The organism is Hydrogenophaga sp., assembly GCF_028698005.1.
Lineage (GTDB): Bacteria > Pseudomonadota > Gammaproteobacteria > Burkholderiales > Burkholderiaceae_C > Hydrogenophaga.
The window spans coordinates 1-15,570 of record NZ_JAQVEJ010000060.1 but is presented as its reverse complement, the minus strand read 5'-3'; the positions used below and the strand labels follow the sequence as shown (position 1 = coordinate 15,570).

Sequence of the window (15,570 nt, the reverse complement as noted above, 5' to 3'; positions counted from 1 at the left end):
CTTCAAGGTTCTTTTCGCATCGCCGCGACGCCGCCCGGCTCGGCAGCTCCGGCCGCATGGCCGCCTGCATCTGGCTCGGCTGACACGGCGTCGGGCACGGCATTTGCTGAGGCTTGTTCGGCGGCACGTTCCGCCGCCTCCCGCGCCCGGATCGCACGTTTGCGGTGCGGCGTGGCCATCAGGTAAACCACCAGTGCGATCGGCAGCAACCCGTAGAGAAAAAAGGTCACAATGGCTCCGAGAATGGAACCGTTGGGCGCCGTGGCTTCTGCCGCCGACATCATGAGGGCCACATACAGCCAAGCGATCACCACCAGATACATGCGATCACCTGCATCATCCAATTGAGAGGGAATGTCAGCTTGCTGGAAGCCAGATTATCGACACTAGGGAAAACCCGGACAACAAGACCGACCCGTCGGATCATAAACCGCCGGGTGACACTCGGGAGACAAGCATGACATCAGCCAAAGACCTGCAGCAGGCCTGGATGGAGGCCGTACAGCACTATCGCCAACAGTGGCAGAACCCATGGAGCCGTTTCACGCAGGGCATGGGCGGTGCAGATGCCCAGGCTGGCCTGGACCCTTTGGCCGCTTTCAAGGCCTTCATGCCACCCGATGGTCCGGCCAATCCGCTGGGCATGCCGTCGCCCGGTGGCTTTGCCGGCATGGCAGGTATGGGCGAGCTGTTCACCCAGACGGCAGGGCAGGATGCGCGGATCGACCCGGCGCGGCTGCTGGAGATCCAGGCCACCTACCTGAAAGAGGCCGCCGAGCTGTGGAATCAGGGCCTGCAGCCGACGCCGCCCACCGACCGCCGCTTCGCTGGCGAAGCGTGGCAGTCCAACCCGGTGGCATCCTATACGGCGGCGGTCTACCTGCTCAACGCCCGCACACTGATGGCCATGGCCGACGCCGTCGAAGGCGATGACAAGACGCGCGCCCGGGTGCGCTTTGCCGTCCAGCAGTGGATCGACGCCAGCGCGCCGAGCAACTTCCTCGCCTTCAACGCCGACGCGCAGAAGAAGGCCATGGAGACACAGGGCGAGAGCATTGCCAAAGGCGTGGCCAACTTGCTGCACGACATCCGGCAGGGCCATGTGTCGATGACCGATGAGAGCGTCTTCGAGATCGGCCGCAATGTGGCCACGACCGAGGGCGCCGTGGTGTTCGAGAACGAGTTGTTCCAGCTGCTCGAGTACAAGCCGCTCACGCCCAAGGTGTACGAACGGCCGTTCCTGCTGGTGCCGCCCTGCATCAACAAGTACTACATCCTCGACCTGCAGCCGGACAACTCCCTCATCCGCTATGCCGTCGAACAGGGGCACCGCACCTTCGTCGTGAGCTGGCGCAACCCTGACGAGTCGCTGGCGAACAAGACCTGGGACGACTACATCGAGGGTGCCGTCATCCAGGCCATCGACGTGGTGCGGGACATCGGTGGCGCGCCGCAGATCAATGCCCTGGGTTTCTGCGTCGGCGGCACCATGCTGGGCACGGCGCTGGCGGTGCTGGCGGCACGTGGCGAGGAGCCGGTGGCCAGCGCCACCTTCCTGACCACGCTGCTCGACTTTACCCACACCGGCGTGCTCGACGTGTTCATCGACGAGAGCTTCGTGCGCTTTCGCGAGATGCAGTTCGCCAACGGTGGCCTCCTGCCGGGACGTGACCTGGCCACCACCTTCAGCTTCCTGCGGCCCAACGACCTGGTCTGGAACTACGTGGTGGGCAACTACCTCAAGGGCGAGACCCCGCCACCTTTCGACCTGCTGTACTGGAACAGCGACAGCACCAACCTGCCGGGCCCCTGGTACGCGTGGTACCTGCGCAACCTGTACCTGGAAAACCGCTACGTGAAGCCCGGTGCGGCCACGGTGTGCGGCGAGAAGATCGATTTCCGCCAGGTCAGGCTGCCGGTCTACATCTATGGCTCGCGCGAGGACCACATCGTTCCCATTGCCGGCGCCTATGGCAGCACGCAGTTGCTGCCGGGCAAGAAACGTTTCGTGATGGGCGCCTCGGGCCACATCGCGGGCGTCATCAACCCTGCTGCCAAGGGCAAGCGCAGCCACTGGATCGGGCCGGCGGGCAAGTTCCCGGCCGATGTGAACGACTGGATCGCCAGTGCCGCCGAGCACCCGGGCAGTTGGTGGGGCGACTGGTCCGCCTGGCTCAAGGGCCACGCCGGCAAACAGATCGCTGCCCCCAAGGCCTATGGCCGGGGCAAGGCCTACCAAGCCATCGAGCCGGCCCCGGGCCGCTACGTCAAGGCAAAGGCCTGATTGTTTTTGAAACCTCCAAGGAGACCGACTCATGGAAGACATCGTCATTGTGGCAGCCACCCGTACCGCCGTGGGCAAGTTCGGCGGCACCCTGGCCAAGACACCGGCCACCGAACTGGGCAGTGTCGTCATCAAGGAGCTGCTGGCGCGCACCGGCCTGCCGACCGACGCCATCGGCGAGGTGATCATGGGCCAGGTCCTGGCCGCCGGCGTGGGCCAGAACCCGGCCCGCCAGGCGATGATGAAGGCCGGCGTGGCCAAGGAAACCCCGGCGCTGACCATCAACGCCGTCTGCGGTTCCGGCCTGAAGGCCGTGATGCTGGCGGCGCAGGCCGTGGCCTGGGGTGACAGCGAAATCGTCATCGCCGGTGGCCAGGAGAACATGAGTGCCAGCCCGCACGTGCTCAACGGCAGCCGCGATGGCCAGCGCATGGGCGACTGGAAGATGACGGACACCATGATCGTCGACGGCCTGTGGGACGTCTACAACCAGTACCACATGGGCATCACCGCCGAGAACGTGGCCAAGGCGCATGGCATCACCCGCGAGATGCAGGACGCGCTGGCGCTGGGCAGCCAGCAAAAGGCCGCCGCGGCCCAGGCCGCCGGCAAGTTCAAGGACGAGATCGTGGGCGTCACGATCCCGCAGCGCAAGGGCGACCCCATCGTCTTTGCCGCCGACGAGTACATCAACACCAAGACCAGTGCCGAGGCTCTGGCGGGTCTGCGGCCGGCCTTCGACAAGGCGGGCACGGTGACGGCGGGCAATGCTTCGGGCATCAACGACGGCGCTGCCGCCGTGATGGTGATGACCGCCAAGAAGGCGGCGGCGCTGGGCCTGACGCCGCTGGCACGCATCGCAGCCTTCGGCACCAGCGGTCTGGACCCGGCCACCATGGGCATGGGCCCGGTGCCGGCGTCGCAAAAAGCGCTGGCACGGGCGGGCTGGAAGGCGGCCGACGTGGACCTGTTCGAGCTCAACGAAGCCTTCGCTGCCCAGGCCTGCGCGGTCAACCGGGCGCTGGACATCGATCCGGCCAAGGTCAACGTCAATGGCGGCGCCATCGCGATCGGTCACCCCATTGGGGCTTCGGGCTGCCGCGTCCTGGTCACGCTGCTGCACGAGATGCAGCGCAGCGGTGCCAGGAAGGGGCTGGCCGCGCTGTGCATCGGCGGCGGCATGGGGGTTGCCCTGGCCGTCGAGCGATAAGCACTTCCGTTTCCATCCGACTGTTTTTGCCAATTCGGCACCACCTCTTGAGGAGCACACCACATGAATCAGAAAGTCGCTTACGTCACCGGCGGCATGGGGGGTATCGGAACCGCCATCTGCCAGCGTCTGGCCAGGGACGGTTTCAAGGTCATTGCCGGCTGCGGTCCTACCCGCGATGCCCAGAAATGGCTGGATGAGCAAAAGGCACTGGGTTTCACATTCCATGCCTCGGTGGGCAATGTGGCCGACTGGGACTCGACCGTCGAAGCCTTTGCCAAGGCCAAGGCCGAAGTGGGTCCCATCGATGTGCTGGTGAACAACGCCGGCATCACGCGCGACCGCATGTTCCTGAAGATGACCAAGGAAGACTGGGATGCCGTGATGAGCACCAACCTGGACTCGATGTTCAATGTGACCAAGCAGGTCGTGCCGGACATGGTGGAAAAGGGCTGGGGCCGCATCATCAACATCTCGTCGGTCAATGGCGAGAAGGGGCAGGCCGGCCAGACCAACTACTCGGCCGCCAAGGCCGGCATGCACGGTTTTTCGATGGCCCTGGCGCAGGAGCTCGCCACCAAGGGCGTGACGGTCAACACCGTCAGTCCGGGCTACATCGGCACCGACATGGTCCGGGCCATCCGCCCCGACGTGCTGGAGAAGATCGTCGCCACGGTGCCGGTCAAGCGTCTGGGCGAACCTTCGGAAATCGCCTCCATCATTGCCTGGCTGGCCAGTGAAGAAGGCGGCTACGCCACGGGGGCCGATTTTTCGGTCAACGGCGGTCTGCACATGGGTTGATGCCCCGGGTGCGTCGCCGCCACGGCGGCGCGCCCGTCTGTCACCGCGTCTGCTGGCGGGCCGGCAGCCAGGCGAATGCCGCGGCCCCCAGCAGCAACAGCAGCGCGATCAGGCCGTTGACGGCGGCGAAGGGTGGCCAGCCACGCTCGGCCGCCACCGCCGCCGCCATCCCCGTGGCCCATTGCATCGAGGCGATGCCCAGGAACATGGCCATCGTGAACAGGGCCATGGCCCGCCCGGTCTGCGCGGCCGGATAGGCCGCGCGCACGTCGGCATACTGCAGCACGATGTAGCCGCTGAGCATGGCGGCCAGGACGATGACGACCACGCTGGCCGCCGCTCCCGGGTTGATGGCGAGCACGACGTACATCAGCGCCATGACCACCGTGAAGGCGACGATCCAGCGCCGTCGCTCGCGGATGCCGTGCAGGCGCAGGTGGCCAAAGGCCGGTGGCGCGAACAGGCCCGTCATGGACACCGCCAGGGCCACGTGTCCGCTTTGCACCAGGGTGAAGCCGTACTGCTCGATCAGCATCGGCCCCAGCCACAGGCCGCGCAGGGCGATGAACGAGGCGTAGGTGACAAACGACAGGGCCAGAATGCCCCAGGTGTGGGGTAGCGTCAGCAATTCGGCGAATTCGCGCAAGGCCCTGCGCACCGAGGGCTGGTGGGTGCCCGGCTGCGTCGTGGGCACTTCGCGCACCAGCACGAAGATGGCTAGCCAGGCCAGTGCGGCACCGACGGCGAGCACGCCGAACCCGGCGCGCCACGACAGGTGGTCGGTCAGCCAGGCCAGCGGGGTGCCGGTGAACAGCATGCCCAGGCTGCTGATGCCCATGACCATGCCCGAGATGGCGGTGAACTCCGTGGACGGGAAGCGCTGGGCGATGAACACGGTGCAGACCAGAAACGCCGGGGCGCAGCCGATTCCAATCAGTGCCTGGCCCAGCACCGCCAGCGGGAAGCCCGGCGCGAATGCGCACAGCACGGCGCCCAGCACCGCCAGCGGCGAGGCCATGAGTACCGTGCGGCGCACGCCGTGCAGGTCGATGCCCAGCCCCATCACGATCTGCAGTGCGCCGAACGCGAAGTGGAAGGTGGCGGCGAACAGCCCCATCTCGGTCGGCGAGAGGCCGAATTCCGCCTGCATGGGGTTGACCAGGATGGCCGCCGCTGTCCGGAATGCCTGGCTGAGCGTGAAACCGGCGGCCAGTGCCAGCAGCATCACCCACAGCAGGCGTCGGGGTTCCTGTACGGGCTGGGGTGGGTCGGTGAGCGGAGCGGGTGGCATGGGCGGCGAGTGTGCCGCAAATGGTCAAATTCTGCTGACACCTGCGTGATCGGGGCGCTCCGGGATAATCCCGGTCATGCTTGCTCCCGTTTCTCCCTGGCGCCTGTCCGTGGCCCCGATGATGGCCTGGACGGATCGCCATTGCCGTTATTTCCACCGCCTGCTCACGCGCCACACCCTGCTGTACACCGAGATGGTGACGACCGGTGCGCTCATCCATGGTGACACGGCCCAGCTCCTGCGCTACAACGCCGAAGAGCATCCCGTGGCCCTGCAGCTGGGGGGCAGCGAGCCGGACGCGCTGGCGCGCTGCGCGACGCTGGGGCAGTCGCACGGTTTCGACGAAATCAACCTCAACTGTGGCTGCCCGAGTGAGCGGGTGCAGCGTGGCGCCTTCGGCGCCTGCCTGATGAACGAGGCCGTCCTGGTGGCCGACTGCGTCAAGGCCATGCGCGACGCGGTGGACATCCCCGTCACCGTCAAGCACCGCATCGGCGTCGACCGCGAGGAGAGCTACGGGTTCGTGCGCGATTTCGTGGGCACGGTGGCCGACGGTGGCTGTGAGGTGTTCATCGTGCACGCGCGCAATGCCTGGCTCAAGGGCCTCTCACCCAAGGAAAATCGCGAAATCCCGCCGCTGCGCTACGAGCTGGTGCACCGGCTCAAGCAGGATTTTCCGCACCTGACGATTGCCATCAACGGTGGCATCACCACCGACGAGCAGATCGCCGGCCACCTGGCACACGTCGACGGTGTGATGATCGGCCGCGAGGCCTACCACAACCCCTGGCTGATGGCGGGCTGGGACGCACGTTTCTTCGGCGATGCGGCGCGCCCGGTGCCCACGCGCGAGGCGGTGGAACTGGCGATGGTCGATTACATGGAACGCGCCCATGCCGAGGATGGCGCGCCGTGGTATTCGGTGGCCTGCCATATGCTGGGGCTGCGCCATGGGCTGCGTGGCGCGCGCAAGTGGCGCCAGGTCTGGAGTGACCACCGCCTCAAGCCGCTGCCGCCGCGCGAGGTCTGGGCGCTGGCCCAGGCCCATGTGGAGGCGACGGCCGAGGCGGCGCAGACGGCCACGGCCTGAGCGGCCTGGCCGGGGGCTCAGAGGCCGACAGCACCCAGGTCAATGCGGCCGTCACGCACCGGCGGACACCAGAAATAGGCGCCGGTCTCCGGTTGGGTGAAGCTGTACAGGCCGTCGATGATGCCGTCTTCGGCGCCCGACATGCGGCGCAACTGAGCCTCGAAGGCATAGAACGAGCGGCCGAAGGCGGTGAAGACCAGGCCACCTTCGTTGCCGTCGGCCCAGGGCATGGAGCGGCGCAGCACGAAGGCCTCGGGCTCGAAGTCTTCCTGGGCGGTGCGCTTGACATGCGCCGATGCCGGTGCGTCCTCGATCTCCTCATTGCTGTCGCGTTCACGGCCGATGGCCAGGTCCTGCTGCTGGCGCGTCATGGCCTCGAAGCGGCCCAGGTGATGCCGCCAGCGCTGCACGGCCACGAAGCTGCTGCCGGCGAGAGCGCCCGCGCTTTCAGGCAGCAGGGCGGCTTCGATCGCGGCATCGCCCTTCGGGTTCTCGGTGCCATCCTCGTAGCCGGTGAGGTCGCGGTTGGTGCGGTGGCTGAAGGCATCGGTGATGTCCGCCACGTCGAAGGCGGGGGCCAGCAGGGCGCTCAGGTGGCGGCTGCGGATCAGCAATTCACCCCGGTCGGAGCCGCGCAGCCACAGCCACAGATCGGCCGGGGTCGCGGGCAGCTTGGTGCGTGCGCCGTCGATGCCGCAAAAGCTTTTCAGCCCTGGCACGCTGGCACCCAGTTCCCGCACCAGCGATTCACCGAGTCCGACGACCGTCGCCTCCCCATCGGTCCGGGCGACGAGGGCTCTGAGCACGTCACGCGGATCGGTACCCACCCGCAACTGGCAGGTGAGGTAGCGGCCCTGGGCCGGGATGGGTTGCAAGATGCCCGGCTGGGCGGCGGCGGCAAGGGACATACGTCGGACTCCTGGCAAATGTGCTGCACGGGCCCCGGTATTGCAGGGCCAATGCCGGAACTGTAGCAGCGGACCAGGCCGTTTCAGGCCGCCGCTTCCAGTCCGTTGTCGAAATGCTCACGCATGCGCTGTGTGGCCAGCTCGGCCTGGCGTGTCAGCAGGGCGCGCATGATCTCGCGGTGCTCGGCCAGCGATTCCTCGATCCGGCCGGACTTGAACAGGGAGTTGTGGCGGTTGAGCTTCATCACCTTGCGCAAGTCGGCCACCATCTGCTGACGCCAGCGGTTGTTGGCCATTTCGAGCAGGCGCATGTGAAAGCGCTCGTTCAGCGCGAAAAAGCGCTCGCGGTCGCCGGTGGCGGTTTCCAGTTCCTCGTGCAGGGCCTGCAGTTCGCGCAACTGCGCCTCGCCGGCGCTGCGGGCCACGACGCCCGCGGCATCCGATTCCAGCAGCGAGAGCAGGTGGTACACGTCGGCCAGGTCCTTTTCCGACACCTCGGTGACGTAGGCACCGCGGCGCACCTTCATCGTGACGAGCCCCTCGGCCGCCAGCACCTTGAGCGCCTCGCGCAGCGGCGTGCGGCTGATGCCCAGTTCCTCGGCGATCTTGAGCTCGTCGATCCAGCTGCCGGGCTCCAGTTCACGGCGGAAGATGCGCTGGCGCAGCCGTTCGGCAACTTCTTCGTACAGGGCGCGAGGGGCGAGGGAGGCGTCGGTCATGCAAAAAAGGGGGCGGACCAGAGACGGACCCTGGGCGGTTTTCGGTCCGGCGATTGTAAGAGCCTCAGAATATTTTGCATCAATAATTATGAATGACGTAAAATCGCCGGTTGTTCCTGCGCAGTGCAGCCACAGATCGCCCGATCTTGCGGGCTTCCCCGGCGACCTGTCTTTTTCTTCGTCTTTGACATCACGCCACCGACCCTCAGCGAGCGCCCATGAGTTCCCAACATCCCGAATTCAACCCTGCCACCCTCGAAGCCTGGACCAAGGCGGCCCAGAAATCCGCACCGGGGGGTGACTTGAACGCGCTCAACTGGGTCACGCCCGACGGCATCACCGTCAAGCCACTCTATACCGCCGAGGACACGAAGGATCTGCCCTACGCGAACACGCTGCCGGGGCTGGAGCCCTTCATCCGGGGCCCCCAGGCCACCATGTACGCCGGGCGGCCATGGACGATTCGCCAGTACGCGGGCTTTTCTACCGCCGAAGAGTCGAACGCCTTCTACCGCAAGGCACTGGCTGCCGGCGGGCAGGGCGTGTCGGTGGCCTTCGATCTGGCCACGCACCGTGGCTACGACAGCGACCACCCGCGCGTCACCGGCGACGTGGGCAAGGCGGGTGTGGCCATTGACAGCGTGGAGGACATGAAGGTTCTGTTCGACGGCATTCCGCTGGACAAGATCAGCGTCTCCATGACCATGAACGGCGCCGTGCTGCCCATTCTGGCCGGCTACGTGGTGGCGGCCGAAGAGCAGGGTGTGCCGCAAGACAAGCTGGCGGGCACGATCCAGAACGACATCCTCAAGGAGTTCATGGTTCGCAACACCTACATCTACCCGCCCGAGCCGTCGATGAAGATCATCGGCGACATCATCGAGTACACGGCGCAGCACATGCCCAAGTTCAACTCGATTTCGATCTCGGGTTACCACATGCAGGAAGCCGGTGCCAACCAGGCGCTGGAGATGGCGTTCACCCTGGCAGACGGCAAGGAGTACGTCAAGACCGCCATTGCCAAGGGCATGGACGTGGATGCCTTCGCCGGGCGCCTGTCGTTCTTCTGGGCGGTGGGCATGAACTTCTACCTGGAGATCGCCAAGATGCGTGCCGCCCGACTGCTGTGGTGCCGCATCATGAAGAGCTTCGGGGCCAAGAACCCCAAGAGCCTGATGCTGCGCACGCACAGCCAGACCAGTGGCTGGAGCCTGACCGAGCAGGACCCGTACAACAACGTGGTGCGCACCACCATCGAGGCCATGGCGGCGGTGTTCGGCGGCACGCAAAGCCTGCACACCAATGCGCTGGACGAAGCCATTGCGCTGCCGACGGAGTTCTCCGCCCGCATCGCGCGCAACACGCAGCTCATCATCCAGGAAGAAACGCACATCACCAGTGTGGTGGACCCCTGGGCCGGCTCCTACATGATGGAAACGCTGACCCAGCAGATGGCCGACGAGGCCTGGAAGATCATCGAGGAGGTCGATGCCATGGGCGGCATGACCCGTGCGGTGGACAGTGGCTGGGCCAAGCTCAAGATCGAGGCGGCGGCGGCCGAGAAGCAGGCCCGCATCGATGCGGGCAAGGATGTCATCGTCGGTGTCAACAAGTACAAGCTGGACAAGGAAGACGCGGTCGAGATCCTGGAGGTGGACAATGTGAAGGTGCGCGAGAGCCAGATCGCACGCCTGCAGGCCATCAAGGCCAGCCGTGACCAGGCGGCCGTGCGGGCCGCGCTCGATGCGCTGACGGCAGCCGCCGCGTCGGGGCAGGGCAACCTGCTTGACCTGTCGATCAAGGCCATCCGCCTGCGCGCCACCGTCGGCGAAGTGTCCGATGCGCTGGAGAAGGTTTACGGGCGCCATCGCGCCGATACGCAAAAGGTGACCGGGGTGTACGCAGCCGCTTATGACAGTGCCGAGGGCTGGGAAAAGCTCAAGGCCGAAATCACCGAATTCGCCGATGCGCAGGGCCGTCGCCCGCGTGTGATGATCGCCAAGCTGGGTCAGGATGGCCACGACCGGGGTGCCAAGGTGGTGGCCACGGCCTTTGCCGATCTGGGCTTCGACGTCGACATGGGGCCGCTGTTCCAGACGCCCGAGGAATGCGCTCGCCAGGCGATCGAGAACGACGTCCACGCCGTTGGCGTGTCCACCCTGGCCGCCGGCCACAAGACGCTGGTGCCGGCGATCATTGCCGAGCTGAAAAAACAGGGTGCCGACGACATCATCGTGTTCGTGGGTGGCGTGATCCCGCGCCAGGACTACGACTACCTGTACGACGCCGGCGTCAAGGGCATCTATGGGCCGGGTACGCCGATCCCGGCCAGCGCCAAGGATGTGTTGGAGCAGATCAAGAAGGCGGCGGCTTGAATCCGGAACAACTCCATGCCGGCATCGTCTCGGGCGCGCCGGCCGTCCAGCGCCGCTCCATGGCCAAGGCCATCACGCTGCTGGAGTCCAGCCGCGCCGACCACCGGGTGCAGGCCGACCAACTGCTCACCGCGCTGCTGCCGCATACCGGCCAGAGTCTGCGTCTGGGCATCAGCGGTGTACCGGGCGTTGGCAAAAGCACTTTCATCGAGGCGCTGGGCCTGTACCTGATCGCGCAGGGCCACCGCGTGGCGGTGCTGGCCATCGATCCGTCGAGCACCGTTTCAGGAGGCTCCATCCTGGGTGACAAGACTCGCATGGAGCACCTGTCGGTGCACGAGCGTGCCTACATCAGGCCCAGCCCGAGCGGCGGCACGCTCGGCGGCGTTGCCGAGAAAACACGCGAGTCGATGCTGGTGTGCGAGGCCGCCGGCTACGACGTGGTCATCGTCGAGACCGTGGGCGTGGGTCAAAGCGAGATCGCCGTCCACGGCATGACCGACATGTTCTGCCTGCTGCAGTTGCCCAATGCCGGCGACGACCTGCAGGCCATCAAAAAGGGCGTGATGGAACTGGCCGACCTGGTGGTCATCAACAAGGCGGACATCGACCCCGATGCCGCCACCCGCGCACGGGCGCAGATCACCTCGTCGCTGCGGCTGCTGGGTCTGCACGGGAACCCGGAACACGGCGGTGACCGGGCCTGGCAGCCCAAGGTCATCCAGATCAGCGCCCTGCATGGCCAGGGGGTGGACAGCTTCTGGGCCGCCGTGAGCGAGTACCGCACGCTGCAAAGCGCCAATGGACGTCTGGCCACCCGGCGCCAGCAACAGGCGCGAGCCTGGATGTGGGAGCGCATCGACGCCGGCCTCAAGCAACGCTTTCGCGAACACCCGAAGGTGCGCCAGGCGCTGGACGCCACGAGCCATGCCGTCATCGAGGGCCGCCTGGCGGCTTCGACGGCCGCACGCCAACTGCTGGAGCTGTTCGACTGACACCGCCCGTCGCCAACCTGCTGGCGCGGACGCCTTGATACGACACATCAGACCGATTCACACCGGAGCACACACCATGCATGACATTCTTGAGCAACTGGAGAAAAAACGCGCGGCGGCACGCCTGGGTGGCGGCCCCCGGCGCATCGATGCGCAGCACGCCAAGGGCAAGCTCACCGCGCGCGAGCGTATCGAAATCCTGCTGGATGAAGGCACTTTCGAAGAGTGGGACATGTTCGTCGAGCACCGCTGTGCCGACTTCGGCATGGCCGACAACAAGATTCCCGGCGACGGCGTGGTCACCGGCTACGGCATGATCAATGGTCGTCTGGTGTTCGTCTTCAGCCAGGACTTCACCGTGTTTGGCGGCGCGCTGTCCGAGGCGCATGCCGAGAAGATCTGCAAGATCATGGACCAGGCCATGAAGGTCGGTGCCCCGGTCATCGGCCTGAACGACTCGGGCGGTGCGCGCATCCAGGAAGGCGTGGCCTCGCTGGGCGGCTATGCCGAGGTGTTCCAGCGCAACGTGATGGCCTCGGGCGTGATCCCGCAGATCAGCATGATCATGGGCCCGTCGGCGGGTGGCGCGGTGTACTCGCCGGCCATGACCGATTTCATCTTCATGGTCAAGGACAGCTCCTACATGTTCGTGACCGGCCCCGAGGTGGTCAAGACGGTGACGCACGAGGAAGTGACCGCCGAGGAACTCGGTGGCGCCATCACGCACACCACCCGCAGCGGTGTGGCCGACGGCGCGTTCGAGAACGATGTGGAGGCGCTGCTGATGCTGCGGCGCCTGTACAACTACCTGCCGCTCAACAACCGGGAGAAGGCACCGGTGCGCCCCAGCGGTGACCCGATCGACCGCGCCGACCTGAGCCTGGATACCCTGGTACCCGACAACCCGAACAAGCCCTACGACATGAAGGAGCTGATTCTCAAGACGGTCGACGATGGCGACTTCTTCGAGATCCAGCCCGACTACGCCAAGAACATCATCGTCGGCTTTGCCCGCATGGACGGTCAGACCGTGGGCATTGTGGCCAATCAGCCGCTGGTGCTGGCCGGCTGCCTGGACATCAAGAGCTCCATCAAGGCCGCGCGCTTCGTGCGCTTCTGCGATGCCTTCAACATCCCGGTCCTCACTTTCGTGGACGTGCCCGGCTTCATGCCCGGTACCAGCCAGGAATACGGCGGCATCATCAAGCACGGTGCCAAGCTGCTGTACGCCTACGCCGAGTGCACCGTGCCCAAGATCACCGTCATCACCCGCAAGGCCTACGGCGGCGCCTACGACGTGATGGCCTCCAAGCACCTGCGCGGTGACGTCAACCTGGCCTGGCCCAATGCCGAGATCGCCGTGATGGGTGCCAAGGGCGCGGTGGAAATCATCTTCCGCGAGGAAAAGAAGGACCCGGCCAAGCTGGCCGCCCGCGAAGCCGAGTACAAGGCCCGCTTCGCCAACCCCTTCGTGGCCGGTGCGCGCGGCTTCATCGACGACGTGATCCTGCCGCATGAAACGCGCAAGCGCATCTGCCGCTCGCTGGTGATGCTCAAGGACAAGAAGCTGGAAAACCCGTGGCGCAAGCACGGCAACATGCCGCTTTGAGTTGGGTGGGTGCTGTCATGACTTTCTCTGGCGCTGAATCGGGTGGCCCGGGCGTTGTGCTCCGTGTCCCCCGCGCTTCGCGCTCCTCCTTTACCTGCGCAAAACGCCCGGGCCACCCGGTGCTGAGTGACGGGTTAGCCCCTATCGCCGTCTTTATGTCGCTCGCAGCCATGGGCATGGGGTGCCTGTCGCAGCGAGGTAAAGGAGGAGCCGACCGCAGGTCGGCGGGGGACATGAGCGGAGGCAGGCACCCCATGCCCATGGCGGGTACAGCGATCCGTCACCCAATCAACAACACACCTGCTCCCCTCTAGGAGATTGAAATGTTCAAGAAAATCCTGATCGCGAATCGAGGCGAAATCGCCTGCCGCGTCATCGCCACCGCCCGCAAGATGGGCATTGCTACCGTGGCCGTGTATTCCGAGGCCGACAAAGAGGCGCGCCACGTGCGTCTGGCCGACGAGTCCGTGCTGCTGGGCCCGGCGCCCAGCCGCGAGTCCTACCTGGTGGCCGACAAGATCATCGAGGCCGCCAAGGCCACCGGCGCCGAGGCCATCCACCCGGGCTATGGCTTCCTGTCCGAGAACGAAGCCTTCGCCGATCGCTGCGAGAAGGAAGGCATCGCCTTCATCGGTCCCAAGGCGCACGCCATTGCCGCCATGGGCGACAAGATCGCCTCCAAGAAACTGGCGACCGAAGCCGGGGTGAACACCATCCCCGGCTACAACGACCCGATTGCCGGCCCCGAGCAGGCCGTCGAGATCGCCAGGAAGATCGGCTACCCCGTCATGATCAAGGCCTCGGCCGGCGGTGGTGGCAAGGGCCTGCGCGTGGCCTTCAACGACAAGGAGGCCTTCGAGGGCTTCGCGTCGTGCCAGAACGAGGCGCGCAACAGCTTCGGCGACGACCGCATCTTCATCGAGAAGTTCGTCGAGCAGCCGCGCCACATCGAGATCCAGATCCTGGGTGACAGCCACGGCAACGTCATCTACCTGAACGAGCGCGAGTGCTCGATCCAGCGTCGCCACCAGAAGGTGATCGAAGAGGCGCCGTCGCCCTTCATCAGCGACGCCACGCGCAAGGCCATGGGCGAGCAGGCCGTGGCGCTGGCCAAGGCCGTCAAGTACCAGTCGGCCGGTACGGTGGAGTTCGTGGTCGGCAAGGACCAGGACTTCTACTTCCTGGAAATGAACACCCGCCTGCAGGTCGAGCACCCGGTGACCGAGTGCATCACCGGGCTGGACCTGGTCGAGCAGATGATCCGCGTGGCCGCCGGCGAGAAGCTGGCCATCACGCAGGCCGACGTCAGGCGCGATGGCTGGGCCATCGAGTGCCGCATCAACGCAGAAGACCCGTTCCGCAATTTCCTGCCCAGCACGGGCCGCCTGGTGCGTTTCACGCCGCCGGCCGAATCGATGTGGCAGGCCGACACGGCCCACAAGTACGGCGTGCGCGTGGACACCGGCGTGTTCGAGGGTGGCGAGATCCCGATGTACTACGACTCGATGATCGCCAAGCTCATCGTGCACGGCAAGGACCGCAACGACGCGATTGCCAAGATGCGCGAGGCGCTCAACGGCTTCGTGATCCGCGGCATCAACAGCAACATCCCGTTCCAGGCGGCGCTGCTGGCGCATCCGGATTTCGTCTCGGGCACTTTCAACACCGGCTTCATCGCGCAGCACTACGCCGACGGCTTCCGCGCCGAGGACGTGCCGCACGACGATGCGGACTTCCTGATCGCCCTGGCTGCTTTCGTGCGCCGCAAGAGCCGTGAGCGTGCCACCGGCATTTCGGGCCAGTTGCCCGGCTACGGCGTCAAGGTCGGACAGGACTACACCGTCATCAGCCTCTCGCACGATGGCGAGCACCGGTACACCCCGGTGCGCGTGGAGGAATTTGTCGGCGAAACCGGCTACGCATCCGTGCAGGTGGGCTCACGGCGTTTCAAGATCAGTTCGCCCTCGCGCCTGAATGACATCGTCATCACCGGCGAAGTCAATGGCGAGCCCTTCACGGCGCAAATGGAGCGCGGTTCCGCGAAGAATCCGCTGGCCCTGGTGGTGCAGCACAACGGCACCAAGCTGGAAACCATGGTGGTCTCTCCGCGCATGGCCGAACTGCACCGGCTGATGCCCTTCAAGGCGCCGCCAGACATGAGCAAATATGTGCTCTCGCCGATGCCGGGGCTGCTGGTGGATGTGTCGGTGCAGCCGGGCCAGAAGGTGCAGGCCGGCGAGCGGGTGGCCGTCATCGAGGCCATGAAGATGGAGAACGTGCTGTTTGCC

11 protein-coding genes and 1 pseudogene are annotated in these 15,570 nt (G+C 65.8%); 9 read left to right on the top strand and 3 right to left on the bottom strand.

Going from position 1 to position 15,570, the window contains the following annotated elements; all coding sequences use genetic code 11:
• The 4 genes and pseudogenes from PHQ87_RS08065 to phbB all read left to right on the top strand — a co-directional run.
• Positions 1–83: pseudogene (locus PHQ87_RS08065) on the top strand (laccase domain-containing protein); the annotation flags it as partial.
• 596 nt (positions 84–679) lie between these two features.
• Positions 680–2,284, top strand: coding sequence for a class I poly(R)-hydroxyalkanoic acid synthase (phaC, locus tag PHQ87_RS08060; protein ID WP_300232874.1), 1,605 nt, complete (start codon positions 680–682; stop codon positions 2,282–2,284).
• A 31-nt stretch (positions 2,285–2,315) separates the two neighbouring features.
• Positions 2,316–3,494, top strand: coding sequence for an acetyl-CoA C-acetyltransferase (locus PHQ87_RS08055; RefSeq protein ID WP_300232872.1), 1,179 nt, complete (start codon positions 2,316–2,318; stop codon positions 3,492–3,494).
• Positions 3,495–3,557: 63 nt separating this feature from the next.
• Entirely contained in the window at positions 3,558–4,295 is a 738-nt protein-coding gene (gene phbB / locus PHQ87_RS08050) for an acetoacetyl-CoA reductase (protein ID WP_300232870.1), read from the top strand.
• A 40-nt stretch (positions 4,296–4,335) separates the two neighbouring features.
• Here the strand turns inward: phbB and PHQ87_RS08045 are convergent, their stop codons facing one another.
• The gene (locus PHQ87_RS08045) at positions 4,336–5,586 is read right to left on the bottom strand and encodes an MFS transporter (RefSeq protein ID WP_300232868.1); all 1,251 of its coding nucleotides are present in this window, start codon (positions 5,584–5,586) and stop codon (positions 4,336–4,338) included.
• A 76-nt stretch (positions 5,587–5,662) separates the two neighbouring features.
• On the opposite strand from PHQ87_RS08045, the gene dusA reads away from it, so the two are divergent.
• The gene (gene dusA / locus PHQ87_RS08040) at positions 5,663–6,676 is read left to right on the top strand and encodes a tRNA dihydrouridine(20/20a) synthase DusA (protein WP_300232866.1); all 1,014 of its coding nucleotides are present in this window, start codon (positions 5,663–5,665) and stop codon (positions 6,674–6,676) included.
• A gap of 17 nt (positions 6,677–6,693) precedes the next feature.
• Here dusA and PHQ87_RS08035 read toward each other — a convergent pair whose 3' ends face one another.
• Complete coding sequence (locus tag PHQ87_RS08035; protein ID WP_300232864.1) at positions 6,694–7,584, bottom strand: Dyp-type peroxidase; 891 nt, start codon at positions 7,582–7,584, stop codon at positions 6,694–6,696.
• A gap of 83 nt (positions 7,585–7,667) precedes the next feature.
• A complete protein-coding gene (locus PHQ87_RS08030) occupies positions 7,668–8,303 on the bottom strand; it encodes a GntR family transcriptional regulator (protein ID WP_300232862.1) in 636 nt (211 codons plus the stop codon).
• Between the two features lie 218 nt (positions 8,304–8,521).
• Between PHQ87_RS08030 and scpA the strand changes: the two genes are divergently transcribed.
• The 4 genes from scpA to PHQ87_RS08010 form a co-directional block, all read left to right on the top strand.
• Positions 8,522–10,678, top strand: coding sequence for a methylmalonyl-CoA mutase (gene scpA / locus PHQ87_RS08025; RefSeq protein ID WP_300232860.1), 2,157 nt, complete (start codon positions 8,522–8,524; stop codon positions 10,676–10,678).
• On the top strand, positions 10,675–11,673 hold the full coding sequence (gene meaB, locus PHQ87_RS08020) for a methylmalonyl Co-A mutase-associated GTPase MeaB (protein ID WP_300232858.1): 999 nt from the start codon (positions 10,675–10,677) through the stop codon (positions 11,671–11,673). Before scpA ends, meaB begins: the two co-directional genes overlap by 4 nt.
• A gap of 76 nt (positions 11,674–11,749) precedes the next feature.
• Positions 11,750–13,282 (top strand): acyl-CoA carboxylase subunit beta, encoded by a 1,533-nt coding sequence (locus PHQ87_RS08015; protein WP_300232856.1) that lies wholly within the window; start codon positions 11,750–11,752, stop codon positions 13,280–13,282.
• 323 nt (positions 13,283–13,605) lie between these two features.
• Positions 13,606–15,570 (top strand): acetyl/propionyl/methylcrotonyl-CoA carboxylase subunit alpha (locus PHQ87_RS08010; protein ID WP_300232854.1); only part of this gene is annotated, 1,965 nt, incomplete at its 3' end.